Source organism: Fructobacillus evanidus, assembly GCF_963580165.1.
Taxonomy (GTDB): Bacteria; Bacillota; Bacilli; order Lactobacillales; family Lactobacillaceae; genus Fructobacillus; species Fructobacillus evanidus.
The window spans coordinates 82909-109163 of the sequence record NZ_CAUZLM010000002.1; the positions used below are offsets into that span (position 1 = coordinate 82909).

Consider the following 26255-nt stretch of genomic DNA (forward strand, 5'->3'; position numbering starts at 1 on the left):
TATTATCTCTGCGCCTTACTTCATGTGCTTACGCTGGAAGTCGGCAATGTTATCATATTCAGTTTGCAATTGGCGTGACAAGCGAATAAAGATTGGTGCCAATTCCCGGTAAGCTTCGAAGTTTTCTGGGTCTGGCTGGTAAGTGTTTGACTTACCAACATACTTTGAGATTTCATACAAATCATCGATTTGACCCAAGGCCTTTTGAGCCACAACAACGGCGGCCAATGCCCCTGATTCAAAGGCTTGTGGCACTGTCACAGGTTGCTCAAAGATATCAGCAAACATTTGTCGCCACAAAGGTGAGCGAGCAAAACCACCAGTTGCCTGGATGGACTTCAATGAACCAACAACTTCTTCCAAGGCCAATGAGACCATGTAGACGTTAAAGGTAATTCCTTCCAGAACGGCACGAATCATGTTTGCTCGAGTATGTGAATGGTTCAAACCAAAGAATGAGCCACGAGCGTTTGCATCCCAGATTGGTGCTCGTTCACCACCCAAGTATGGATGGAAAAGCAAACCATCTGAGCCAGCAGGAATCTTTGATGCCACTTCAGTCATCAAGTCATAAGCATCTTGTCCAAGCAATGCTGCTGTTGACTTCTCGGCATCAAAGAGGTTATCGCGGGCCCAACGGAAGACATCGCCACCGTTGTTAACTGGTCCACCAACAACCCAGTGATCCTTATCCAAGGCATAAGTAAATGTTCGACCCTTTGGATCGATAACTGGCTTATCAGAAACAACACGGATGGCACCAGAAGTACCAATCGTAATTGCAGCGACACCAGGTTGAACGGCATCAACACCAAGGTTTGACAATGGACCATCACCGGCACCATAAACAAATGGTGTATCAGCAGGCAAGCCAAGAACCGTCGCATAGTCGCTCTTCATCTTGGTTTCGTATTCATATGGTGAAACAGGTTCGGGCAATTGGTCCTTTGACAAACCAGTTACCGACATCGCTTGCTCATCCCAATCCAAGTTAAAGATGTTGAACAAGCCAGTTCCTGAAGCAATTGAAATATCCATCTTGTTTGCACCAAACAAACGGAAGAACAAATATTCCTTAATACCCAAGTAATGAGCAGCATTGTTGTAAATATCTGGCTGATCATTCTTCAACCAAAGCAACTTTGACAAAGGTGCCATTGGATGAATTGGCGTTCCGGTCTTTTGGTAGATTTCCATCCCCTGACCGGATTCCTTCAATTCATCAGCATACTTAACGGCGCGAGTATCCGCCCAAGTAATAACACGTGTCAGCGGCTTCCAATCCTTATCAAAAGCAATCAATGAGTGCATTGCTGATGAGAATGAAACGGCTGCAATCTTATTACCTTCGCTCAACTTTGCCTTACGAACAACAGCAGCTAGAGCATTGGTGAAGGCAACAAAGATTTCCTCTAAGTCTTCTTCCGCCATATCCGTTTGATCCCGGTATAAGGGATAACCAACGTTGGATTGGGCCACCACTTGGTTTTGATCATCGAACAAAACGGCCTTGGTAGAGGTCGTTCCTAAATCGATACCAATCATATAATCCATGATTATTTCTCCATCACAATTCCAGAAAAAAGGCCAGTCGGCCTTTTTTCTGATAATTCAACTTAATCTAGAATAGCAAGGTGCTTGATAGAATAAGTTTTTCATAGAAAAAGCTCCCAAGTAACGGGAGCAAGTTTCAAAACAAATCTTAAATTACTTAGCAGCGTCCATAGCGTGTCCACCAAAGCCGTTACGCAATGCTGAAACAACCTTTCCAGTGAACGTGTCTTCTTGCAATGAACGGTAACGCATTGCAAGTGACAAGTAGATAACTGGGGCTGGAACTTCCAAGTCAAGTGATTCTTCAACTGTCCACTTTCCTTCACCAGATGAGTGCATCCGTCCAGAAATCTTTGACAACTTTGGATCCTTAGCAAATTGTTCTTCGGCCAATTCCATCAACCATGAACGAACAACTGAACCGTGGTTCCACAACTTTGCGACTGCTTCGTAGTCGTAATCGAATTGTGAAGCTTCCAATACTTCGAAACCTTCGGCGATGGCTTGCATCATACCGTATTCGATTCCGTTGTGAACCATCTTCAAGTAATGACCTGATCCCAAACGACCAGTGTACAAGTAACCATCTTCCAAAGCGATTGAAGCAAACAATGGTTCGATTGTCTTCCATGCTTCGGCATCATCGCCACCAATCATGAAGTTTCCACCGTTACGAGCACCTGACATTCCACCAGAAGTACCAGCATCGAAGAACTTCAAACCAGCTGCAGTCGTGCGCTTGTTTTGTTCCAAGTTATCCTTGTAGTTTGAGTTTCCACCATCAATGATGATGTCGCCCTTATCCATCTTTTCAATCAAAGTATCGATTGTTGAGTTTGTTGGAACACCAGCTGGTACCATTACCCAAACAACCTTTGGTGATGGCAACTTAGCCAACATGTCATCGATTGTGCTTGCGCCTTCAACCTTGTCTGAGTAAGCATCTGCTTCTGCAACAAAATCCTTGTTCAAGTCGAATGCAACAACTTCATGACCATTGTCAACGGCGTTCTTAACCAAGTTAAGACCCATCTTACCAAGGCCGATCATGGCAAACTTCATGTGTATTACCTCTTTTTTAAATTCTTCTATTAAACTACAAGTCTTATTATATGAAAATTATTTACATGATGCAAGTGATAATTGAAAATAAATTTCAATTTCGGTATAGTATTTATATTCTTAGGTTCTTCAATAATAAAGAGAGACAATTATGCCAAATTCAATTTTTGCTAAACTCGGACAAAATCCGGCCGGTTATAATCAGACCGAAAGTAAACTGATTACCTATATTAAAGCGAAACCCGCCGAGGCCGCAACCGGCACCATCCGTGAAATGGCTGAAGAAACTGGCGTATCCACTGCTTCCATTTCACGTTTTGTTAAAAAAATCGGCTTCGCCTCCTACCGTGACTTTTCGGTGGCCCTCGCCTCCTATAATCAACGAAAGCCACCTGTCGATTTATTTGGTGAAATTGAGGATGCTGATGATACAGCCGCCATTACAAAGAAAGTCTTTGCCGGTGCTCAAAACGCCCTTTCAATGACCAGCGATAACTTAACCGCTGAAAAATTAGACCAAGCGGTGAAGTGGCTGACCTCAGCAAAGCGCGTTGGTTTCTTTGGCATTGGTGGTTCTTCGATTGCGGCCTTTGATGCCTACCACAAGTTCTTACGGACCCCAATTGATGTGATTTCACACCCAGATTACGACATCCAATTGATGCAGGCCGTCAAACTAACGCCACAAGATACCGCTGTCGTTATTTCCCATTCCGGTCGAAACGAGGACACCCTCTTCGTTGCCCAAAAGTTAAAGGACAACAAGGTTCCCTTTATCGCAATTACTTCCTTCGCCGATTCCCCTTTGGCCGAGATGGCTGATTTAGTCTTCTTATCCTTGGCTGAAGAAATTAATTTTCGGTCAGAATCGATGTCTTCTTTGGTTGCCCAGTTAACCATTATCGACACGCTTTTCACCCTTGCTGGATCCAAGCTACCAACCCAAACACAGCATGTCGTCGATACCATGCGTGATGTGATTGAGAGCACCCGCCTTCATTAATCACCGTTTCGTATCTTTGCTTAAAAATCAGTATTAGTCAGCAAAAAACGCACTGTTTCATCAACAGTGCGTTTTTTGTTTACTATTCTTGTTCTTCTTTTTCAACCATGGCAATTGCCTGGTTCATCAACATATCGATGGCCACAAAGTTTTCGCCACCCTCTGGCACGATAATGTCTGCATAACGTTTTGTTGGTTCAACGAATTGATTGTGCATTGGCTTAACAGTTGCCAAGTATTGCTCAATCACGCCTTCAACCGTCCGGCCACGTTCATGCGTGTCACGTTGGAGACGACGGATAAAGCGAATATCATCGTCCGTATCAACAAACACCTTCAAATCAAGCAAGTGACGAACACGGGCATCATTGAAAAGCAAAACCCCATCAACAATAATCACATCAGCTGGTTCAATATGAACCGTTTCGCTTGATCGCGTGTGTTGCGCATAATCATAAACCGGAATATCAATTGCCTGATAGTCAATCAACTTTTCCAAATCAGCAACGAACCGATCCGTCTCAATCGAATCCGGATGATCATAGTTCGTCTTAACCCGTTCAGACATTGGCTTGTCCGACTGGTCCTTGTAGTAAACGTCTTGCTGCAACAAGACTGGCTGGTTTGCACTTAAACGAGTGATTAACGCCTTGGAAACGGTGGTCTTACCAGAACCAGACCCACCTGTAATACCAATTAGTAACGGTTTCTTTGCCAAAATTGCCTCCAAGGGGCCAAAAAAGCCCACTCAATCATTTTTTCTTATCCAACCTATTTTACGTGATAACGGCCCTAAAAGCTAGTATCATTTTGTTTCAAAAAGGGAAATCAGCGTCATAAAAAGCCCAAAATTAACAAATTTTGGGCTTCAACACAAAAACAATTTCTTTTCTGATTTTTAATCCTGCTTTTGGACACGAATCCGACTGGCCAATAAGTAGCCAGACAGTGGAATCAAAATAAACCAAGCAGCCGTGTGGCTTAATGCAGCTCCATAAGAAGTCGACTTGATGAACACACCAATCAAAATACTAGCAACCAAAATCGAGGTTGCACCAATCACCTGACGCATGGTCGTAATAATGGCTGTCCCGTGGGAAACCAGGTGCTTAGGCAAAGCATTATTAGCAGCCGTAACCGCTGGCATCATGATGAAGGCGTTGCCACCTTCCAAGAGCATGGCGCCAATGATGGCTAGTAGCAGGTACTTTGTTCCAAAGACAGCTAAGTCCAAGTAGCCCAAAACCATCATGGTTGACCCAAGCAAGACCAAGGGGCGCAAGCCAATCTTCTCAAGCAACCGGCCGGCGCGTGGGTTCATGGAAGACAAGAAGACCGCTGCTGGAATCATCAACAGACCTGAAATAACCGGCACCAAGTGATAAACCTTTTGGAAGTACAACGGCATCAAAACCGTCGCAGTAATTAAGCCAGAATAAGACATCCCAGTTAGCAACATAGCTGGCAAATAGCCCTGGTACTTGAAAACCCGCAAATCCAAAAATGGGGTTTCTTCCTTCAACTGGCGCACGACAAAGGTCAGTAAGAAAATGACTGAAAGCAACAAAATCAGCCCCAGTGGCCAATTCCAACCAGTAGCGGGCAAAACCGAAATCGTATAGAGGATACCGGCAAAGCCAATCAGAAGAACAGCAGACAAAAAGTCAAAATTACGTGGCTCTAATTTGTGCGTATTTTCAATCTTGGACTGCATCGTGGTAATCAAAACCAGCAAGACAATAAAGAACAAGCCAAACAAAATTCGCCACGATCCCCACTGTAAAACAATACCGGAAACGATTGGTCCAACAGCCAGTGCCGAACCCATCACCAGACCAACGGTTCCCATCGCCACACCACGGTCATCCTTTGGCGTATTTTCTAGGATAACTGCCTGGTAAGTTGGAAAGAGTGCCCCAACAGCGACCCCCTCTAGCAAACGACCAATGACGACACCAAGAAAGTTTGGCGTGACCATCGCATACAACGTTCCAACAAGAAAGACACCGACAATCAAATTCAATAACTTTTTCAATGGAATGTTGTCTAGTAACCAGGGTGACAAAGGCATCACTAAGGTCATAGCAACCATAAAGCCAGAGGTTACCCACTGCACATTAGCAGCGTTAATCCCAAACTGCTTCATTAAAATTGGGTAGGCTGTCGTCATCGTGGATTGTGAAATCGACATCGTAAAGGATGTAAATAACAAGACCAGTGAAAATGGCGACAAGCGCTTCATATTTTTCAAGGAAATTTCCCCCTTTGTTGATTATCCCTTTATTCTATAGAAAAAATTCAAAAATGGCAAGTTATTTATAATGATTCTAAATTAAAAAGAAACCCTAGAATGGAATTCCTGTTTTTGTCTATTTAGTTCTTGTCGATCCGCGACTAATCAAAGTATATGGCAACTTAATTTGCGTATCTGTCAGTTCTTCGCCATTCATCAACTTTGTCAACATCCGCATGGCAACGGCCCCGATATCGTACTTAGGTTGGTTAATCGATGAAAGCTCTGGGCGAGAAACAATCGAGAAATTCGTATTGTTTGACGTGACAATTTCCAAGTCTTCCGGCACTTTGTACCCATGGTCCTGGTAGTAGTTCAAGATTGAAACGGCAATTTCGTCATCATAAGCAACAACAGCCGTCACATCCTGGGCCATTAAATCAGCCGCCTGCAGTTGACCAGCTTCATACGTCCGCGCCTTAGCAAAGACCAGCTGGTCATCGTAATCGATGCCCGCTTCTTGCAAAGCACGTTGGTAACCAACTAAACGAAAGTCCTGATCAATAGCCCGATCCCTTGATCCAAGGACCAAGGCAATTCTTTGATGACCGCGGGCCAGCAACTTAGTAGTGACCGTTTCAAAAGCAGTGACATAATCGATGTTAACAGACGGCAAGGCCTCGTTTTCGGCCACGGATCCGGCCAAGACAACCGGAACGCCGGCAGATTGAATCATGGCCATCACTGGCGCCGAGAGCTTAGTCCCCATGTAGATAATACCGTCGACCTGCTTCGTCAACAAGTTTTTGATAGCCGTCACGGCTCGATCCTGGTCGTCATCCGTATTAGTTAGCAAAGCGTCGTATTGGTACATTTGGGCGATATCATCAACACCCCGCGTTAATTCGGAATAGAAAACATTCGTCACATCCGGCATGACCACACCAATAGTAGTGGTTTTCTTGGAGGCTAAGCCCCGAGCTACCGCATTGGGCTGGTAGCCTAGCTCGTCAATCGCCTTCAATACCTTGTCTCTGGTTGACTGGCGCACATTATCATTGCCATTAACAACTCGGGAAACAGTGGCCAGTGAAACGCCGACCTTTTCGGCGACATCATAAATTGTTGCGTTTTTCTTTTGCTCTGCCATCGCCATAACTCCTTATATAAAGCCTCTTCTAAAGTTTAATCATAGCAAAAAAAGGCCGTCTGTGCAAACGCTTACACGGCCTTTTCATTTAAATTACAAGACATTTTCATCTTGGTGCGTATCCATTAATTCCTGTTGCCGGTAGCCACCGTAGGCGATGGCCATAAAACCAAGACTGCCGACAAGCATTAAGACGAAAGCGGCAACCAGGGTTAGCCAGGTTGGCCACCCATGGTTAGCTGCCCATAAGAATGTAATTGGGTAAGCAAGTAAAATTAGAAAACTCCAGCCAACTTTAAGTAACGTCATGATTCCTTCCCTTTTTAATCTGTAAAAATAATCATTTGTTTGGCCAAGAAAATTTCAAGAACTAACGAATTTCTTCCACCAAGGTCAGTCGACCTCGACACTGGCCACAGCGATACTTTTTCGTGTCCACCCGTCGTTTGCGATAAAAGTCGTGGCCGTTTTGACAACGATAGTGCCATTTCACGCTCTGCTGCTTTCTTGGGCCGAGAGCCGGCGCATAGCGCGACCCACCGACCTGCTGCAAAAGTGCCTTAAAATCGGCATCCTTATGTTGATAACCTCGGTGTGCCAGATGAAGATGATAGTGGGTTAGTTCATGCTTGACAATGCCGATAAAATCAACCCGGTGGGCCATCTTCGGGTTAAAGTCAATATGATGATCAGCTAGGTGATAGCGGCCACCCGTTGTTTGCAAGCGGTTGTTATAAATCGCTTGATGCGTAAAAGGCCGCCCAAAGAACTCTAAAGAAACTTTTTCAACAAAGGCCTGTAAATCAGCTTGCTTAAGTTCAGCCGATTCAAAACCACGACCAGGTTCACTACGGATGGTCACCGCTGATTTTCGGTGTGCAGGTGTCGTCCGTGGCGTTTTGACCCTCGGGCTAACCTGCCGCCGATTACGCCTGGTGAACATAGACGTAGTCAACAACCTTCTGCAAAGTTGTTAGGGAATCCAGCTCTTCGTCTGGAATTTCCATATTATATTCATCTTCGACTTCTAAGACTAACTCAACCACATCAATCGAATCGGCCGATGTATCCTGAGCAAAGTTCAGATCGGGGCTAACCTTCTCAGCTTTTAATGAAAACCGTTGTGCGGCTTCCTTTGCTAACCGGTCATAAATCTGTTCTTTTGTAAACGCCATTTGTTACTCCTTCAGCGATTAACGGCACGTGGGCAATAGCAGTCACGACCGTCAGGCTGATTTTTATTTTTCAATTTTCTTTGCCTTCAAAGCGTCGGCATTTTCTTTAATAAAGGCCGTTGTCTTCTCGACCAAGTTTTCCTGCACCATCGTTTGAATCTGGCCCATCGTGTTGGCAACAGCATTTGCCTTAGCAGAACCGTGCGTCTTAACGACAGGTGCCTTCACACCCAAGACCACGGCACCACCCTGTTCGTTAAAGTCCATCTTATGCTTCAAAGAACGCAAGGCTGGCTTCATCAAGAGGGCACCCAACATGCCACGGAAGCCGGCTGATTTAATCGAATCCTTCAACTGATCCATCATCGTCAACGCCGTTCCTTCCATGGCCTTCAAAGCAGCATTGCCAGAGAAACCATCAGCAACAACAACGTCGGCAGTGCCTTCCAGAATTTCACGGGCCTCAACATTGCCTAGGAAATTAAAGGCGGTTGCCTGCTTCATCAACTGGTGGGCTGCCTTGTGGGTTTCATCCCCCTTGTCTTCTTCGCCCCCGTTATTTAATAGACGAACACGAGGGTTTTGAATACCCATAACAGACTGGGCATAGAAGCTACCCAAAATACCATATTGGTAAAGGTGGGCCGGCTTGTTTTCAGCATTGGCGCCCAAGTCCATGAAAACAAATGAATCATTAGGGCCACCAAATGATGGAATTGCAGAAGCCAAAGCCGGACGGTCGACACCCTTAATCCGGCCAACAATAAAGATGGCCGAAGATAGGATGGCACCGGTATTGCCGGCAGAGAACAGGGCATCTGCCGTTCCTTCCTTCACGGCCGTTGCAGCGCGCACCAAAGAAGAGTCAGGCTTATTTTTCATTGCCTTCACGGGCTCTTCACCCATCTCGATTTCTTCTGTCGTTGGAATCAATGTAATTCGATCATTATTTTGAATCAATGGACGGACCTTGGCTTCAGTTCCAAATAATTGGAATTCCAAGCCGGCATAACGGTCACGGGCCATTTCAACACCCTTAACAATTTCATCTGGGGCAAAGTCCCCACCCATCGCATCAATGGCAATCTTAATCACAATTTTTCTCCTAAAATTATCGTCTTATTTCTTATTGATTAATCAAAATGGCGGAACTGCGCCATAGTTTTGGATAAGTAGGTCACTAGGGGCTGATTTTCCACCTGGTTATCCCAATCCGACTCACGCACGAGACTTAAGGCCTCCTGCTGAGCAATCGTCAGCATGGTCAAATCCTTGACCGGATCCCCCACCTGAAATTCAGGCATCCCCGACTGCTTTGTCCCTAAGATATCACCTGCGCCTCGTAATTCCAAGTCGCGCTGGGCTAATTCAAAGCCATCGGTTGTATCAACTAAGGCCTTGAGTCGTTCCTTACCATAGTCGGTCTTAGGGTCGGCCACCAAAACCGTATAAGACTGGCGGTCACCTCGGCCAACCCGGCCCCGCAATTGATGGAGCTGAGCCAAACCGAAACGGTCAGCATCTAATATTAACATAATGGAAGCATTGGGCACATCGACCCCAACCTCAACGACGGTCGTCGCAACCAAGACCTGGACCTGATTATCCTTGAAGCCCTGCATCAGGGTATCCTTGTCATCCTTTTTCAAGCGCCCGTGCAAGAGGCCAACCGTATAATCTGGCAAGGCTGCTTGCAAGGTCTGGTAGACTTCGGTGACGTTTCGAACATCCAATGTCTCGGACTCCTCAATCAAAGGCGTCACGACATACGCCTGAGCCCCCTTGGCCAATTCTTCCTTCATTAAAGCCAGCGCTTGGTCAAACTGCCTTTGAGAAAGCTGACTCGTAATAATCTGTTTCCGTCCAGCTGGTAATTCATCAATCACGGAAACTTCCATCTCGCCATAGGCTGTAATGGACAAGGTTCTTGGAATTGGTGTCGCCGTCATGGCCAGGATATCAGGGTTCATCCCCCCCTCGCGCAGCTTTGACCGCTGCTTCACACCAAAACGGTGTTGCTCATCAATGACTGCTAAGCCGAGATGATGGAAGTAAACATCATCTTGCACCAGGGCATGAGTGCCAACCACAATATCAATCTCACCATTGGTTAAATCAGTTAAGATTTGGCGACGCTGCGCAGCCTTCAGGCCGGAAGTCAACAGTTCCACCCGCAGGTCGATCCCCGCCTGGTCAAAGAGCTTTGCCAGGCTCTTGGCGTGTTGCTGGGCCAGAATTTCGGTTGGCGCCATTAAGGCCGCCTGACAGCCGGCAGTCACCGTTGCATACATGGCGATGGCTGCCACCACCGTTTTTCCAGAACCAACATCACCTTGTAAGAGACGGTTCATGTGCCGTGCATCGTGTTGGTCGGCCAAAATTTCGCCGACCACTCGCTTTTGGGCAGCAGTTAAGTCATAAGGAAGGCGGTTAATCAGTTTGGCAACCGCCTCTTTGTCGTAGTTAAGTGGCTGGCCACCAAAGGACTGATCCGCCTGTTTAATTAATTGCAGGCGCATTTGAAAAATAAAGAATTCTTCAAAGGCAGCCGACCGCCGACCGGCCTTGGCTTCCGCTGAATCCTTGGGAAAATGAGCCCACTCGATTTGCTGATTTTTATCGAGAAGTCGGTACTTATCACGTAAGTGTTGTGGCACCAAGTTTGGCATCTGCCCACGCAGCTGTCCCCAGGCTTGCTCAACCAAATCAGCAATCGTCTTGGCCTTAACTCCCTTGGAGGCCGGATAAATTGGATCGAGGGCATCGGTCGTGGCTGGGACTAATTTGATAGCGGATAGGGCCGCTTTGGCTGCGTTGTAGGTTCCATAGACGGCAACCTCCTGGCCGACCTCGATATTTTTCGCAACCCAGGGCTGGTTAAAGAAGGTTACCCGGATGTTTTCACGGTCAATCAAGAGCCCTAAAACCGTCTGCGACCGTTTTCCAAAGCGCCGAACGACGGCAGGTGTGGAAACAATCCCTTTAAACGTGACCTTTTCCCCATCGAGTGTTTCCGATGGCCGCCTTGCACCCAGGTCCTCGTAGCGGAAGGGATAGTAAGTCAACAAGTCTTCAATTGTAAAAATACCCAAGTCGCGTAGCGCAGCTTGTCTTTTTTCCCCGACACCAGACAGTGCTGAAACAGGGTCTTCTAAAGCCAATGACATGAGTCTATCCCCTCTTTTTGATAAGCAATATTTTACCATTTTCAAGAACGAAAGGAAATATCACCCACGCTAGCAAGCCCGTCAGCACCGCCTTTGCAACAATTTTGTCACTTTCGCCACCAAAATCAGAAGTCAACTTGCTGGTATTTTTTTGGCATGGTACTTTCTTCAATGCTAGTTATCAGTACACTGATTTTCTCATTTTTTAGCCATAAAAAAAGACGCCCGTGGCGACTTTTGTTCTTTAATGAATAAATACTGTGATAAAAGTAACCGCTCCAAAGAAAATTCCTGGAACGTTGGAAATGATGATTGGCCAATCCTTATAGGTCTTCAACCAACCATAACCAGTCCATAACGTAGCGTTGACCATTGCAACGGCTGGTTGGAGCCAGTTAACTGGGTGGCCGCTAAAGTTGGAAATAATCTGTGGAAAGTATGAAACGTACATCAAGATGTTCATCACGGTTGCGACCTTAGAAAAGATCTTCAACATCTTAATCCGCTTCTCATCTACCTGCTTTTTTTCTTCTGGTGAAACATAATTATCAACACGCATGCCCATGATTTTGTATCTCCTATTCCATCATTCGCTCGAATGATTGTGTCAATTATAACACACTCAAAAAAAACGCAAGGACAATCGCAGCGAAATGTTGGATAAGAGAAAATAGACATTTTACCACTAAAAAGTTTTGTTCCTTATCAAGACTGCCAGAACCAATTTTGTCTCCCTATAAGCAAAAAAATTGAGCACAAATAATTTAGCTCAATCAATATTCTAGAAATGGAAATAGGTAAAGCTTTTTTCGACCGCTTTTAAAAGGAAATTTTATTACTTTTTGTTAGTTTTTATCTCATTTTTGATAGAATAAAGTATGTCATCCACCGAAGATGACATTTTAGACAATTAATAGTATTTTGTGCAAGGGCATAACTTGCTAATCGCTGATTTTGTTTCTTCCAAATGCAGCGAAAATTTTTCGATACATGACCAGGCACTGATCATGTTAGCTGGAATAAATACGAATACATAGTTCAAACAATAATCGGAAGCATCACGTGCAGAGCCGGAACCACGCTAAAAGCTGATTAACTTAGGTATTAGGAGAAGGCCCATGTTATTAGAGTCAAGCCAATCAAATAGCGGTAAGGTTATCAGAATTTTAAATGAGTATGAAGTGATTGTGAACGTTGGCAAAAAAGACGGCATCTACTATGGACAAAAACTAGGCGTCTATAAGCTTTTGGGTGAGGTTACTGATCCCTATAATGATGACAAATTCTTAGGTCGTTGCGAATCATTAATTGAAACACTAACACCATTGAAAATCGACGAAAACTACTCGATTTTATACAAGCGTCACTTCGCTGTTCCATCAACTTCACATGTTAACTACCCATTAACCAGCAAAGAAGCGCTGATTTTAAATGTGGATGACGACAATATTCTCCCGTTTGAAGACGTTAGTCGTCAAACCATCAAGCTTGGCGATACTGTCAAAAATTTACCGCTGTATTGATGGCTGTGGTCTGACCACCTGTTAAAAGAAAAAAATATTCTGCGCCTATAAGAGGCAGCAATTTGAAGGCTTAACAGCCTTCTTTTTGTTTGCCAGCAAACTAAACGCCTGAAAAATCAAAAAAGTTTAAAAAAGTTCATCTACCAAATTTTAACGTACACTCAGAAAACCATTTTCAAAGGGTACGTTATTGACTAACTAGCAATTATCTCCTACTTAATTCAGTTTCAACTTTTTCTTTAGTCGATCTGACAGCTCTTGAGAAAAGTTAAGGCCATTCTCTCGAGCAGCTCTATCTAAGTAGGACGGAATGGTCAGCGTTTTCTTGACTAATTTATTGTCTTCTCGCTCCCTTACAAGGGAGGTATCAACCACAACAGCAAGCAAGGACTCACCTTTTTTTGTTTGAATATCAGCAGCGTTCGTTCTTTCAGGCAATTCAATCTGGTTGTCTTCGGCAGCAAGCAGATACCCTTCTAGTGCATCTTTGGCCATTTCGGCCGCTTCAATTTCATCATCGCCAAAAGTATTCACATTTGGAAAATCATAAAACTTAACACCAATGCTATCGCCGTCTTGATATAGAGTTGCATAATAAATATATTTCATATCGCTCACCTTTTCGATCTTAACGTACTAAATCAGTTTAATAGCCCAATGCTTTCAGTATTCGCTGGGCTGTGCCTTTAGCAATTGCCTTTTTACCGTGATTAGGTATCGTAACCAATTCTCCTGTTTCGTCCTTCAAGAACTGATAATGACTACCTTTAATACGAACAACTTTAAAGCCCTTATTATTGGCCATTTTGGACAACTTTTTGAAGTTGTACTCTACCATGCTTCCTCATTTCTTCAAATAACATTATAACACGTATAAATATACGTGTTACTGCCAACTATCTATTTTAAAATCAGAAAAGTAATTTCTTGTGTGCGCCAATCGACCACAAGTAATCATACGAAATCAAGATAAGATAACGCAGTTCAAAAATAAATAAAAAAAGTCCCCGACAGGATAACCCGTCAGGGACTTTACTTTCAAGGTGGCAACCGGAGTCGAACCGGCGATCAGGGTGTTGCAGACCCATGCCTTACCACTTGGCTATGCCACCAAAAAGCGTTTGAACAACGCTTATAATTATAAAGAAAATTGGTCTAAATTTCAATACCTTTATGAAAGTTATTGCACAAGCTGATTTAACCTAATTTGTTATCTAAGAGAATCTGCTTCATTTCCGCCTGAATGTCATCTGGCTTGACCCACTCGTCAAAATGGTCGGCTTCCAATGGTAAAAAATCATAGTGGTGATTAATAAAGTCTTCCACCTTTTCCACGTGGGAAGACCGTGGAATATTCATCTTTAAAATCCGCACTTCCTTAATCATCCCATGTTCGGCAGCATATTCTGCCCGAGAATTTTCGGAAATATTACCCAGCTCGTAGTAAACCGTACCATCATTGCGGGTGATTTCTTCAATCAAATTAAATGTCTGATTCATCTAACAAGTTCCGTCCTTCCTTTTGGTAACGGCGCTCGACCATGTAAGTCGACAGCCAAATCGATAACAAAATACCAACCATGCCCAACAACATCGTGGCCACTTCCATGACCAAGAGCTTGGCATTGATAAATTCCGCCAACGTGTAGTGCAGACGCAGGTACCAAATCAAAAGCGGAATATTAGCCCCTAACATCCCGAAGAAGAGCGTGTTAACCGCCGTTCCCAGAATTTGGCTTCCAATGGTTTCCGCATGCTCACTTAATGATTTTTCAGTAATATCAGGCGAACGGTCAATCACCTCAAACAAATCAGCGGTAACCGCCATCGAAGCTTCAGCAATCGCCCCCAAAGCCGAAATGATCATCACAATCACAACTAAATGGCTAAAGTTGATGCCGATATTTAATGATAAACCTTCCAGTTCATCCGAATTTTCCAAGGTATAGCCTTGAACCTGGGCAAAGTGTTGGGTCAAAAAAGACAAACAGCCAACAACGGTAGTTACTACCAAAGAGCTCTGCCAGGCGATTGCCATGACCTTCGCCCGACCGGCCGAAAGATAGATAGCAACCGAGAGAATCATCAAAGAAATAATAGCCGTTACGATATAGGGATTAAAGCCCCAATTAACAAGGATAATTAACGTAAAAATCAGGACAAAGTTCAAAACCAGTCCCAAAAAAGTCTTCAACCCTTGCTGACCACCCACAATCATCAACGAAAGAAGAAGAATCACAATCAGCACAAAAATTGAATTCATTTTGCCGCCTCCTCTTCTTCTTGATGACGTAATTTCCAAGCGGTCAAACCAGCTGTGACCGGTACTGCCCAAACAATGCCAAGAGCAGAAACCACCGTCTGCAAAATACCAAGGTTCATGACCTGGTCCAAAATATAGGACCAGTTATTACCATTGCGTAGCATCAAAATCACCATCGGAATGGTTTCGGCAATAAAAATCATAAACAAAACGTTGGTCAAGGTACCCAAGATTTCGCGACCAACCGACAAGCCTGCCTGCCAATAGTCTTTAAAAGGTCGATGCGGTGATTCCCGGTGCAGTCCGAAGAGGCCAGCAACGATATCAGCTGACTCATCCATCACCGCCCCCAAAACACCAATAATAGTTTGCGCATAGAAAATTGGGGCTGGAACCTGGGTCACAAAGGACATGGTTTCAAAGTGCACACCAATACCGCCCGTCACCAGTAACACAAACCACATGACAAAAACCGCCAAGGCAGTCGTAATGGCCGTGGCCGCCAGCGTAATATGAGCTTGCCGACTGCGCCCTAAGACAAGGTAAAGCGAAAGTGAAGCTAAAGCCACTGCCACCAAAGAAAACCAGAGAACAACCGGTAAACTCTTAACATGGACATCAACAACCAACGCGACCACAAAGACGGCAGCGTTCAATACAATCGATAATAGTAAGAAACTGGTCTTTTTAAAGCGAACATAAATGATTGTCGCCGTTACCAATAGGGCAACCAACGCCAAGAGCGTCGAATCGCGCTTGATGGTATCAATTTGATAAGAGCCAGAGTACTCCTTGAGCAGAATTTGGTCACCGACTTCGTAATTAGTCGTCATCGTCTGCGAGGCCATTACCTGATTTTGAATCTTAACCGTTTGGCCGGAACGGTTGAGTAATTTAACCGTCAGATTCTGGGTATATTGGCCGTCCTGGTTGCCAAATTCATCCGTCGTTGTTTCCTGACTGGTCTGTTTAACGGCCGTTACCTGGCCAACAGGGGCGGGGTACAAAAAGCTATCAAAACGGGCCAAGAAAAAGGCCAGGATGGTCACAACGGCAATAATGGCCAAGCGGCCAAGCTGTTTTTTCATGATCAACATCCCCTCTTGCCCTCCTGAAAAAGGACAAAGTTAAAGCTTACAAAAGAAAAGGGCTGTCACAGAAACTGTCCAGCCCCAACAGAATTTTTTAACGACGCAAACGCAAATTTTCGCCGGCCACCGCCACTGGCTGGGCCAAGAAAAGGATTCGTTGCATCAACCGAGCCGCCTTGCCCGGCTCTTTTGCCTCTCTCGTTTGACTCAAATACTCCTCTAATGAGGTTAAATCAAAATTAGAAGTAAAGCAAGTGGTCAACTGATTTTGCATCCGGTATTCCAAGATAACCGATAAAATCGAATCTCTCGCCCAGGCTGTTAGGTTATCCGTCCCCATATCGTCTAAAATCAGGACTTCGGCCTGCTTGGCCTGTGCGATAATATCATCCGTTTTTTGATCAGCGCTGTTTTTATTGAAGCCGGCCTTCAAGTCCTCAATCATCGATGTCCAGTGGACCATCATGACCGAAATCCCGTTGGCGGACAAGGCATTGGCCAAAGCCCCCATCAGATAGGTCTTCCCAACACCAAAATCGCCATACAGGTAAAGCCCCTGAACAAAGTCGTCCTGGTGGCCTTCATCTTTTGAAACCAAAGCGTCAAAAAGCCGAACGGCCGCTGAAACAGCAGCCTGGCGGCCAGGGTGCTGGCCGACTTCTGCTACTAATTGTTTCAAATCAGCCTGGCGTACATCCTTTGGCACTGAAAACATCTTTAACATCTTTTTTTGCATCAAAGATTCCTGAGTTTTCTGGCTGGCCTGGTAGGTCACATGTGGGTAACCCTTTTCAATCGTTAGAACGGGATGGTAACCAGGAAAGAGCCCACTGTCCGGATTTTTACTCTGATGTTTTTGGTTAACATATTCAAAGAGGTCCATCATCGATACAGCAAAGGCATCGGGTTTCAGCTCTTTTTGATGTGCCTGCCAAAAGTCTTGAACGTCTTGGTCGCTCTTAATCACTTCCAGGGTTTGCGCCAAACGGGCATTGGAAACTTGGGGGTATTTTTTTTGAAAATCTTTTAAGGCTGACCCTAAATCTTTCATTACAAACCTCAATTCTTAGTTTTGCGGTCCTTCAACAGTGCCATCATGGCAGCTGCATCGTCACCCTGACTGGCCTGGTTGGCCAACTGGTCATTTTGAGCCATCTTCGGTTCAACCTTCTGACCGGATCGATTATAACGACCCTGGTAGCGACTTTGATTCGTATTCGTACGGGCCTTCTGTTGGTTTTGGTGATTCTTAATCGCCGCCACCGCCTTTGGCGCAGTATCAACCTGATTTTTCGCCCAATCATTGGCAATTGAATCAACCAAGTTCCGCTTCAAATCGGAATTATCCATATTCACCAAAACCTGGTAAATCAGGATATTAATCACTGGGACCGGCAAAATATTTTGTTGGACCAGGTTGGTCAGAAGCTGGCTTTCAGACTTCGTCACGTAACCATGATTATTTTCTTTAATTTGCCGTAGAAAGTCAATTGGGCTCAATAGGTCAGCGGCCTGATATAAGGATTGCAGGGCCCTTGATTGCTTTGATGTCGTCTGGGTAGGCTGACTCTGGTTATTTGGCGCCTGAGCTGTTGGTTGACCCTGGCTTCCGGTCGCCTGCTGGCTTGCTGAACCAACCGCTTGATTGTCCTGCCCCTGACTAGTAACAGGCCTTTCGCTTTGATTACCCCGGTTGGCTAACTTTGTCTTTTCAGCATTGTTTCCCCACTGATTTTGTAAGTAGGCCATCAAGGCAGCTCGGTTTAAATGGTGGTCATCAAGGTTAATGCTGCGCGTAATGGCGGTTGCCAATTCAGCCTCGTTCAGCCCATAAAGAACCTGCTGGGTCATAATCAATTGCCGGTCGGGCGCTAAATTAGCAGCCGTTGTGCCATGGATAAGGGCGACCATCGCATCATAGTCAAAGGTCTGCGTGCTAAAGTCCAAATCGTCCAGCGACCCTGGCCCTGCCAATTCAACACTTGGCTGACGGCCGGCAACCGGATTATCAAAGAATTCCAAAAAGCTAGCCGAGAGGTTCACAACGTTGGTACCGGTGACTTGACCGGCCGGTTGACCACCAAAACGGTCAGCCAAGACTTGAAAGCGGTCCTCACCGGCAAAGTAAAAGAGTAAGCCAGACAACAAATCCTCGTTAAAGAAGTCTCTTGCCGTCATTGGCGGCTGAATTTGGTATGTATAGCCAACAAAACCGCCAGCTTCCTGGTAGAAGGTTTTCAACAATCCCACCGCCTCCAGCGCCTTGCGAGCATGGACAAGATCGGGCAATGAAAGGGTTAGCGTATCAAGCAGCAAATAGTGATCAGACCATTTCTTTGTACCAGCCTGACTCTCTTGAACCATAAAATGGTAAAGCGCATAGGCTTTAGCGCCCAAAAATGGCAAGTACAAGCTAAAAACCCGGTCCAAATCAGCAAGACTAATGGGTGCCTGCAGGCTCAAATAGGCCGGCTCTTTCGCCTGAAATTCAATTGTCTGCTTGGAAACAGCCATTATTCTTCCTTCTTTAAATCAGTTAAATACTTTTCCACTTGCGCCTTTAGTTCTTCTTCACTACCGTTATTATCAAAGACAACATCTGCCATCTCAGCCTTTTTTTCAATTGAAATTTGGGCCTTAATTCGGCTTTGAGCCGCATATTCGTCTAAGTGGTCACGAGCCATTAGTCGGTCAAGCTCAATGCGGGGATTGGTTGCCACAACCAAAATTTGGTTGAGCCAGCCAGCCTCATCGTACTTTTGTTCAAAAAGAAGCGGAATAGCGACAAAAATCACCTTTTCACCACGGTTTTTAAAAAAATTTAGCTTATCCTCGATGGCTGAGTAGATGGCTGGACTCGTAATCGCTGTGAGTTCCTTCAATTTGGCTGGGTCTTGAAAGACTATTTGCCCTAACTTTTTTCGGTTCAAAACCCCGTTTGCAACGATATCCAAACCAAAAACATCCTTGATTTTTTCAAGGGTAAAGGTACCTGGTTCCACTACCTCGCGGGCAACTAGGTCAGCATCAATCACCCGGTAACCGGCAGCTGCCACAATCTTGGTGACCGCTGATTTTCCAGTAGCAATACTCCCTGTTAAACCGATGATTTTCATGCTTCCCCCTTCTGCAAAGCTTGCGCAAAGACTTGGCTTGAGTAGACAACTCGCGCCGTATTCAAATATGGTGTGACGTAGATATAGGCTAGTCCAAAGGTCAAAAATCCTAGTAAGTGCCAACCTAAAAAGGAAAGTTCAAGTTGAAATAGTTCCATTTTACGTCCGGACATCACCCGCCGAGAAATCGAAATATAGTCGGTCAAGGATTTTTGCTGGCGACCAAAGAGGCTGTCCATCTTAAAAGCATAGTAGGTCTGTGAGTAAGAAAAGGACTTAACGAAGCCCGGAATCACTAGTGCCGACCATAAGAAGAGCAGAATATTTTGTACAAAGGCCAGCATAAAGGTTGCAAAGAACCGCCCAAAACGAAAAGCTTGAATACTTTGGCTCCAAGTGACCTTGGCCTTTGGTTCCTGAAATTGATCCACGATGGCCCACTTAGCAGACCAAGAAAAGACCAGGGCGACCGTGCTAGCAATCGTTTGGCTAAAGTAAGCACTTCGTTGGTTAAAATACACCAGCTGACCCGTTTGGTGATAGTTCAATAGCACTAGATAGGTCGTTGTCAGCACTAAGGCTGTTTGAAAAAGGTTAAAGAAGATAACAATCCAGTTAGCCTTGATGGCCGCAGCAAAGTTTTTTTGTAGGTGTTTTCTTGCGGTCAACTTAACACGGTTGCGCGAGATTGGTGTAATTTCTGTCATGAGTTCCTTTCGCGAGAAGGCACCATTACCTTCTGCTGGGTTTTTAAAAGATAAATAGAATGAAATAGCGGTGATTTTCGCGGCCTAATCCACAGTCACAAGACAAACCAGGAATCCCTTACTTTTGCACCTGACATTTTGGACAATAAGTAGTTCCCCGCTGGGCGACTTTGATTTTGACGAGGGTTGTGCCACAGCGCCGGCAGGGTTCACCGGCCCGACCATAGACATCGAGTTCGTTTTGGAACTGACCAACTTCACCAAAAACATTGGAGAATGAATGGACAGTCGTTCCATGATGAACGGTCGCCCGGTTAATCTCTTGAATGATATTTTGGCGCAGATTGGCCACCTCTTCCGCCGATAAGTGGTCCGTCAAGGTCTCTGGGTGGACCTTGGTCTGCCAAAGCACCTCATCCGTATAGATATTACCGAGGCCAGCCACGTTAGACTGGTCGAGCAAAAATGGCTTAATCTTGCGGTGGGACTTAGCTAAAATTGAGGTCAAATAGGTAATGTCTAAATCAGCTTCAGTGGGTTCCGGTCCCATCTTCGCTAAGCCGGAAACCTCTTGGTATTCTTTACCTGTTGGCACCAGTTGCATCCGGCCGAAGCGACGGGTGTCGTTGTACATTAAGTCACGGTCATCATCTAGGCTAAAGATAACTTCCGTGTGCTTATGCGGGGTCGCCCCTACAGGCTCAACCGAGTACTGGCCCTCCATCCGTAGGTGGGAAACCAGGGTCTTTTGATTCGAGAGCCGGAAAAGCAAAAACTTGCCCCGCCGGTCAATTTGATCAATGGTGGCCCCGACTAAATCGGTCTGAAAATCGGTTAAATCAGAAACCACGGCTTTTGGATAAGGAACAGCCACACTGTTAATTTTTGCCCCCTGTACCAGGGCAGTCAGCCCACGGCGGACAGTTTCAACTTCAGGTAATTCTGGCATTTGGGTCGATAACCCCCTTTATATCAACGTTTTCAATATTTTGGCTTAGTTTTTGGCTGACTTTTGGCCTAACCTTGACGATTACTGGTTAAATCAACAAATTTCATTAATATTTTCAAGAAATATTATAACAAAAAATAGCCAGGCACGATTGCCCGACTATCTTTTGGATAATCTGTCAATAAGTTCATATTGTCTTTATTATAGCACAGGGATAATGGCCAACGGTTTGCCTTGTTATCAGCAGCCAACTACCAGTTGGCTGCACTTGAAAAAAAGGAAAACCGATTAGATTACTTCGAATCTTGAGGTCGGCTAGCCCACTTTGGCTTTCCCTTATTTTTCTTCTTCCGTGCTTGGTGCTTCTTCTTCGCCTTAGCAGCTTCCTTAGTAGTCAGTTCGCGTTTCTCTTCGGACTGCTTTTGCCGGTTCTTCTTATCAGCCTTGCGGTTTTTACCATCCTGAGGGTTGGCAGCCCGCTTCTTTTCAGCCCGTGGCTGGTGTTCGTCGGCCAAATCAGCACCGTCCACACTGTCGTCAGCCACCGTCGCCATCGCCTTTTGCAACTTCTTGGCTTCTTGTTGCTTTTCATCGGCTGCGGCCCAATCAAACTTTTCCAGACTGATTTCTTCTGGCAAATACTGTTTTAACTTGCGGATATCGTGGTCGTTACCCAGGTTCAACACCTGGCCGGAAAGCCCGGCACGCCCTGTTCGGCCCGTTCGGTGCAGGTAGGTTGTCAAGTTATTTGGAATTTGTGCGTTGACCACTAATGGCAAGCCCTGGATATCAAGACCACGGGCAGCCACATCGGTTGCCAGCAATAAGTCAAGCTTGCCCTTCTTAAACGATTGGAGAGCGTCAGCCCGTTTTAAATGTGATTTCTCGTTATTTCCAACGGACATGACGGAAGCATGTTCGTGGCGCAAGGCGGCTTGAGCGGCAACCAAGGCACCAATGGTGTTAAAGAAAACCAAGGCTTGCTGGTGCCGGCGAGCTAATTCGATTAAGACCTTGTGGTTCGCCTTGGCATCAACGTGCAAATAAGTGTGATCAATGGTTTTCGGTGCCTGATTTTCCACGGAAACCGGCTTTACAGAGTGACCAAAGAGTTCCTGAACCCAGGGCAAGTTGACACCTGAGGTAGCTGAAAAAAGAGCAACTTGGTCAAGCTGAGGAAGCGCATCCGCCAACGCATTTAAGTCTTCCTGATGTTCCTCGTTCAAGGTGGCATCGGCCTCATCAACAATTAACGTCTTCAGGTGTTTGGTTTTCAACGCCCCACCATCAATCATCGTTAAAATCCGGCCGAGGGTACCGACCACGATAGCCGGCTTTTCCTTCTTCAACTTATCAGCCTGACGCTTCCCGTTGGCCCCACCAATTAAGGCAGCGACCTTGACACCAACCTCACTCGCATATGGGCGAATAACCTGGGCAAGTTGTGCCCCTAATTCCTGTGACGGTGCTAAAATCAGAACCTGACTCTGCTTGGCCGTCAAATCAATCCGTGACAACACTGGCAAAGCAAAGGCCAGCGTCTTCCCAGAACCAGTCGGTGCCAGGCCAAAGACAGATTCACCGGCGGTCATTCGATCAAAAAGAGCCCTTTGAATTGGCGTTTCTTCCTGAAATTGTTCATGAAATAAATTGGCAAGTTCCGGTAAAATCATTGTTTATTTTCCTTATTTTGGGTGACTATCTTTTTGACGACAATTCGCCAATTATTAAAATTCACTTCTATTATAACAAAAGCCCGCCTTACGATTTTTGTAGGTGGGCTTTTTCGACTGAAAGGTAGCCAATGGTTTTTGGCTTATTCAGAATATTCAAAGACAAAGTTTGTATTATTAATTCGAACGTCGTCGCCATCTTCGGCGCCAGCTTCACGCAACTTATCATCAACACCCATATGGCGGAGTTGACGGGCAAAACGCATAATCGTGGCTTCACGCTGCATGTTCGTCATGGCGGCAAGCTTTTCGACTTCCGGTCCAGAAATCAACCAGCAAGAAAGTTCATCATCCCAATCAACGGAAATGACAGGCGTTTGCTTCTTGTATTGGTAAATCTTCTCTTCTGTTGTTTCTTCTTCCTGTTGGTAAGCCGTTGGTACTGGCGCTTGATCCAACAAGTCGGCTGTTTTACGCAAAAGCGCATCAACGCCATCATGGGTAACAGCTGAAATCGAAACAATTTCAGGCGTTTTGGCCAAACCAGAATCTGCTTGAACTTGTTCTTGGAACTTCGCAAACAATTCCTCTGAATCCGGCATGTCCATCTTAGTAGCAACCACGATTTGTGGTCGCTCCAAAATTGTTGGGTCATATTCCTTCAATTCAGTCAAAATCTTCTTATACTGAACGTAAGGATCCTGCCCTTCAATACCTGACATATCGACCAGGTGCAAGATAACGCGAGTCCGTTCAACGTGGCGCAAGAATTGGAATCCCAAGCCAACGCCTTGTGAAGCTCCTTCAATCAACCCTGGCAAATCAGCCATGACAAAGTCACGGTTATCGCCCAAGCGAACCATTCCGATGTTCGGGTCAATCGTTGTAAAGTGGTAAGCCGCAATCTTTGGCTTCGCATTTGAAACCACTGACAACAAAGTTGACTTTCCAGCAGATGGGAAACCAACCAAACCAACATCAGCCAAAACTCGCAGTTCCAACTTAATTTGTCGTGTTTGACCTGGCTCACCGTTTTCAGATAATTCAGGAGCTGGGTTAGCTGGTGTGGCAAAACGAATGTTACCACGACCACCACGGCCACCACGGGCAACCAATAATGTTTGATCAGGGCGCACTAAATCACCCAATACCTCACCGGTATCAGCATCGGTCACAATGGTCCCTTGGGGAACTTTAATAACGCGGTCGTCAGCAGACGCACCGGTCATCCCCTTGGTCCCACCATTGCCACCAGACTGGGCCTTGAAGTGACGATTATAACGGAAATCCATCAAAGTTCGTAGTCCCTCATCCACCTTTAGAATGATAGAACCACCATGGCCACCGTCCCCACCGAAGGGACCACCCATGGCCACAAACTTTTCATGACGGAAGGAAACGATTCCATCGCCACCCTTACCTGCTTTTAGCTCAACTTGTGCTTGATCAACAAATGCCATTTGTATTCGCGCGCAATGCGCTACTCCTTTTTTAATCCAATGAATCTAGACAGTTAAGTGTATCACAGAAAGTTCTCTTTGCCTACACTTCTGCCCAGAAGACGCCAAATCAGGACAAAAATGACCTGATTTTTTACCGTAACAAAAATTTTGACGTCCCCCATCAATTATGTGAACACTACCAATATACTGCAAACCGAGGGTAAAACGCCAATGGTTGCCAGCATTATATAAAACTATTCTAACCTGACTAGCCAATTCAGCTAATTTTCCCTAAGACTTTTGCTCCGACAGAGACCAATGGACCAACTGAGCAACCTTTGCCGACAATCCCAAGGCTTCAAGCTCTTCGATACTGGCCGCCTCAATCTTGGTGATGGAACCAAAGTTCGTCAACAGTTTCTGCCTGGTTTTTGGGCCAACACCCGCAATCGCATCCAGACGCGAAGACAATGATTTCTTCGACCGCGACTGACGGTGGAAAGTAATGGCAAAGCGGTGAACCTCATCTTGAATTCGTTGAACTAAGAAGAAGCCCTGAGACTGGTGGTCTAAGCGCACGACCTCCTCGGTCTTACCATTAATCAAATCAGCAGTCTTGTGCTTATCGTTTTTAACCATGGCCGCAATCGGTAAATCAAGACCCAGCTCATCTTCCAAAACTTCCTTAGCAGCATGAAGCTGGATGATGCCCCCATCCATTAAAATCAGGTCCGGCATCTCAGCCCCTTCCTTCAGAAGGCGGGAATAACGCCGCCGAATGACTTCTTGCGTTTCTAGCCACTCATCGGCGTGGTCGGTCGACTTAATCTTGTACTTCCGGTACATATCCTTGTTTGGTCGACCATCTTCAAAGACCACCATCGCCGAAACAATTTCTTCCCCTTGTGTATGAGAATGATCGAAGGCTTCAATTCGGTGGCCCATTGAAATCCCAAGGACATCGGTGATTTCCTTCATAGCCCCCGAAGTCTTTTGCTCATTGAGTTCCATCAAGCGGAACTTCTCATCCAAGGCAATCTTGGCATTCTTTTCTGCCAAGTCCAATAAGTCCTTCTTTTCACCGCGAACGGGCGTGCGCACCGGAATATCCAAGGCGGCGGCTAAAAGGTCGTGATCAACACCCTTTGGCACCAAAATTTCCTTAGGCTTTTGGATGTTCTTTTGTAGGTAGAATTGCTGGATAAAGGTCGTAAATTCATCAATCCCATCACCAACAACGGCGAAAGTCTGCTTACTCTGGCGAATCAAACGAGCCTGCCGAACAAACATCACAGAAACTGTAATCCACCCCTTATCCAGGTAAAAGTTAAAGATATCACGTGGCGTTGAATCATTCGACAAGATTCGCTGGCTTTCGACCGTTTCATCAATATACTTCAGTTGGTCACGTAAATCAGCTGCGCGCTCGAACTCCAAATTTTCAGCAGCCTGACCCATTTGCTTTTCAATTTGCCGCTTCACGACCTTGGTATCACCAGACAAAAAGCGCTTAATTCGGTCAACCTGAGCCGTGTATTCCGCCTTAGGGACATCCCGAAAACAGGCACCCAGACACTGGCCCATCGAATAATAAAGGCAAGGACGACCTTGGCGACCCTTGCACCGTCTTAGTGGATAGTTTTTTTCCAAGAAGTGAAGCGTTTCCTGGGCAGCATAAACGTTGGGATAGGGACCAAAGTAAAAAGCACCATCCTTTTTCACTTCTGAAACCAGGGCCATTCGTGGATCGGTTTCGCGAGTAATCTTGATGTAGGGGTAGCCTGTTCCATACTTCAAGCGAATGTTGTAATAGGGCTTATACTTCTTAATTAACTCATTTTCCAACAAGAAGGCTTCCTTATCGGAATTGGTCACGATAAAGTCGAAGTCAACAATGTTGGCGACCAGTTCGGCCGTTTTGCCAGTATGGTCCTGCTTAAAATATGACCGCACCCGGTTCTTCAAGTTTTTGGCCTTACCGACATAAATAATTTTGCCCAAGCGGTCCTTCATTTGGTAAGAACCTGGTTCATCCGGTAAGAGGAGCAGTTTTTGTTCAAGGTGTTTTGAGATATTGGCTAACATAACTTTATTATACCCCCACGACTTCTATGTACGAAAAGGCCGCCAAACAATATGGCGACCTT

26 protein-coding genes and 1 tRNA gene are annotated in these 26255 nt (G+C 45.5%); 2 read left to right on the top strand and 25 right to left on the bottom strand.

All coding sequences use genetic code 11. From position 1 onward, the window contains the following. Positions 1-15 precede the first annotated feature (15 nt). Both gntK and gnd read right to left on the bottom strand, forming a co-directional pair. Complete coding sequence (gntK, locus tag AABI08_RS01795; RefSeq protein ID WP_338343391.1) at positions 16-1554, bottom strand: gluconokinase; 1539 nt, start codon at positions 1552-1554, stop codon at positions 16-18. A 153-nt stretch (positions 1555-1707) separates the two neighbouring features. Then, entirely contained in the window at positions 1708-2616 is a 909-nt protein-coding gene (gene gnd, locus AABI08_RS01800; RefSeq protein WP_047975309.1) for a phosphogluconate dehydrogenase (NAD(+)-dependent, decarboxylating), read from the bottom strand. Between the two features lie 151 nt (positions 2617-2767). Here gnd and AABI08_RS01805 point away from each other — a divergent pair, with 151 nt between their 5' ends. Beyond that, on the top strand, positions 2768-3619 hold the full coding sequence (locus tag AABI08_RS01805) for a MurR/RpiR family transcriptional regulator (protein ID WP_338343392.1): 852 nt from the start codon (positions 2768-2770) through the stop codon (positions 3617-3619). A gap of 82 nt (positions 3620-3701) precedes the next feature. Here the strand turns inward: AABI08_RS01805 and udk are convergent, their stop codons facing one another. The 9 genes from udk to AABI08_RS01850 form a co-directional block, all read right to left on the bottom strand. Next, complete coding sequence (udk, locus tag AABI08_RS01810; protein ID WP_168778103.1) at positions 3702-4337, bottom strand: uridine kinase; 636 nt, start codon at positions 4335-4337, stop codon at positions 3702-3704. 180 nt (positions 4338-4517) lie between these two features. Beyond that, positions 4518-5861 carry an MFS transporter gene (locus AABI08_RS01815; protein WP_338344176.1) on the bottom strand — a complete coding sequence of 448 codons (1344 nt, stop codon included), beginning with the start codon at positions 5859-5861 and terminating at the stop codon, positions 4518-4520. Positions 5862-5988: 127 nt separating this feature from the next. Beyond that, on the bottom strand, positions 5989-7002 hold the full coding sequence (locus AABI08_RS01820; protein ID WP_338343393.1) for a substrate-binding domain-containing protein: 1014 nt from the start codon (positions 7000-7002) through the stop codon (positions 5989-5991). Between the two features lie 93 nt (positions 7003-7095). Further along, positions 7096-7311, bottom strand: coding sequence for a hypothetical protein (locus AABI08_RS01825; RefSeq protein ID WP_338343394.1), 216 nt, complete (start codon positions 7309-7311; stop codon positions 7096-7098). A gap of 61 nt (positions 7312-7372) precedes the next feature. Then, entirely contained in the window at positions 7373-7858 is a 486-nt protein-coding gene (locus tag AABI08_RS01830; protein ID WP_338343514.1) for a SprT family protein, read from the bottom strand. Between the two features lie 70 nt (positions 7859-7928). Then, positions 7929-8177 carry an acyl carrier protein gene (locus tag AABI08_RS01835; RefSeq protein WP_338343395.1) on the bottom strand — a complete coding sequence of 83 codons (249 nt, stop codon included), beginning with the start codon at positions 8175-8177 and terminating at the stop codon, positions 7929-7931. Between the two features lie 63 nt (positions 8178-8240). After that, entirely contained in the window at positions 8241-9269 is a 1029-nt protein-coding gene (gene plsX, locus AABI08_RS01840; RefSeq protein ID WP_059393694.1) for a phosphate acyltransferase PlsX, read from the bottom strand. Positions 9270-9310: 41 nt separating this feature from the next. Beyond that, positions 9311-11344: an ATP-dependent DNA helicase RecG gene (gene recG / locus AABI08_RS01845; RefSeq protein ID WP_338344128.1), complete on the bottom strand. Its 2034-nt coding sequence runs from the start codon at positions 11342-11344 to the stop codon at positions 9311-9313. 244 nt (positions 11345-11588) lie between these two features. Further along, positions 11589-11903, bottom strand: coding sequence for a SemiSWEET family transporter (locus AABI08_RS01850; RefSeq protein ID WP_338343515.1), 315 nt, complete (start codon positions 11901-11903; stop codon positions 11589-11591). 559 nt (positions 11904-12462) lie between these two features. Between AABI08_RS01850 and AABI08_RS01855 the strand changes: the two genes are divergently transcribed. Then, positions 12463-12867, top strand: a complete 405-nt coding sequence (locus tag AABI08_RS01855) for a hypothetical protein (RefSeq protein WP_338343397.1) — start codon at positions 12463-12465, stop codon at positions 12865-12867. Between the two features lie 216 nt (positions 12868-13083). Here the strand turns inward: AABI08_RS01855 and AABI08_RS01860 are convergent, their stop codons facing one another. The 14 genes from AABI08_RS01860 to uvrC form a co-directional block, all read right to left on the bottom strand. After that, positions 13084-13476, bottom strand: coding sequence for a type II toxin-antitoxin system HicB family antitoxin (locus AABI08_RS01860; protein ID WP_338343398.1), 393 nt, complete (start codon positions 13474-13476; stop codon positions 13084-13086). A gap of 37 nt (positions 13477-13513) precedes the next feature. After that, positions 13514-13705: a type II toxin-antitoxin system HicA family toxin gene (locus AABI08_RS01865; RefSeq protein ID WP_338343399.1), complete on the bottom strand. Its 192-nt coding sequence runs from the start codon at positions 13703-13705 to the stop codon at positions 13514-13516. Between the two features lie 203 nt (positions 13706-13908). Beyond that, positions 13909-13979: transfer RNA gene (locus AABI08_RS01870), tRNA-Cys, on the bottom strand. A gap of 85 nt (positions 13980-14064) precedes the next feature. After that, positions 14065-14367 (bottom strand): hypothetical protein, encoded by a 303-nt coding sequence (locus AABI08_RS01875; protein WP_168778095.1) that lies wholly within the window; start codon positions 14365-14367, stop codon positions 14065-14067. Further along, positions 14351-15130, bottom strand: coding sequence for a YibE/F family protein (locus tag AABI08_RS01880; RefSeq protein ID WP_338343400.1), 780 nt, complete (start codon positions 15128-15130; stop codon positions 14351-14353). The genes AABI08_RS01875 and AABI08_RS01880 overlap by 17 nt, the downstream gene beginning before the upstream one ends. Beyond that, positions 15127-16218, bottom strand: coding sequence for a YibE/F family protein (locus tag AABI08_RS01885; protein WP_338343401.1), 1092 nt, complete (start codon positions 16216-16218; stop codon positions 15127-15129). The genes AABI08_RS01880 and AABI08_RS01885 overlap by 4 nt, the downstream gene beginning before the upstream one ends. Before the next feature lie 97 nt (positions 16219-16315). Then, positions 16316-17272, bottom strand: coding sequence for a primosomal protein DnaI (dnaI, locus tag AABI08_RS01890; protein ID WP_338343402.1), 957 nt, complete (start codon positions 17270-17272; stop codon positions 16316-16318). An 8-nt stretch (positions 17273-17280) separates the two neighbouring features. Next, positions 17281-18735 carry a DnaD domain protein gene (locus AABI08_RS01895; RefSeq protein ID WP_338343403.1) on the bottom strand — a complete coding sequence of 485 codons (1455 nt, stop codon included), beginning with the start codon at positions 18733-18735 and terminating at the stop codon, positions 17281-17283. Continuing rightward, entirely contained in the window at positions 18735-19337 is a 603-nt protein-coding gene (coaE, locus tag AABI08_RS01900) for a dephospho-CoA kinase (RefSeq protein ID WP_338343404.1), read from the bottom strand. The genes AABI08_RS01895 and coaE overlap by 1 nt, the downstream gene beginning before the upstream one ends. After that, on the bottom strand, positions 19334-20044 hold the full coding sequence (locus AABI08_RS01905; RefSeq protein ID WP_338343405.1) for a DUF975 family protein: 711 nt from the start codon (positions 20042-20044) through the stop codon (positions 19334-19336). The genes coaE and AABI08_RS01905 overlap by 4 nt, the downstream gene beginning before the upstream one ends. 118 nt (positions 20045-20162) lie before the next feature. Beyond that, positions 20163-20993 carry a DNA-formamidopyrimidine glycosylase gene (gene mutM / locus AABI08_RS01910; protein ID WP_338344131.1) on the bottom strand — a complete coding sequence of 277 codons (831 nt, stop codon included), beginning with the start codon at positions 20991-20993 and terminating at the stop codon, positions 20163-20165. 293 nt (positions 20994-21286) lie between these two features. Next, entirely contained in the window at positions 21287-22666 is a 1380-nt protein-coding gene (locus AABI08_RS01915) for a DEAD/DEAH box helicase (protein WP_338344133.1), read from the bottom strand. 143 nt (positions 22667-22809) lie between these two features. Continuing rightward, on the bottom strand, positions 22810-24126 hold the full coding sequence (obgE, locus tag AABI08_RS01920) for a GTPase ObgE (protein ID WP_059393609.1): 1317 nt from the start codon (positions 24124-24126) through the stop codon (positions 22810-22812). Positions 24127-24399: 273 nt separating this feature from the next. Then, on the bottom strand, positions 24400-26193 hold the full coding sequence (uvrC, locus tag AABI08_RS01925) for an excinuclease ABC subunit UvrC (protein WP_338343408.1): 1794 nt from the start codon (positions 26191-26193) through the stop codon (positions 24400-24402). Between the last annotated feature and the right edge of the window lie 62 nt (positions 26194-26255).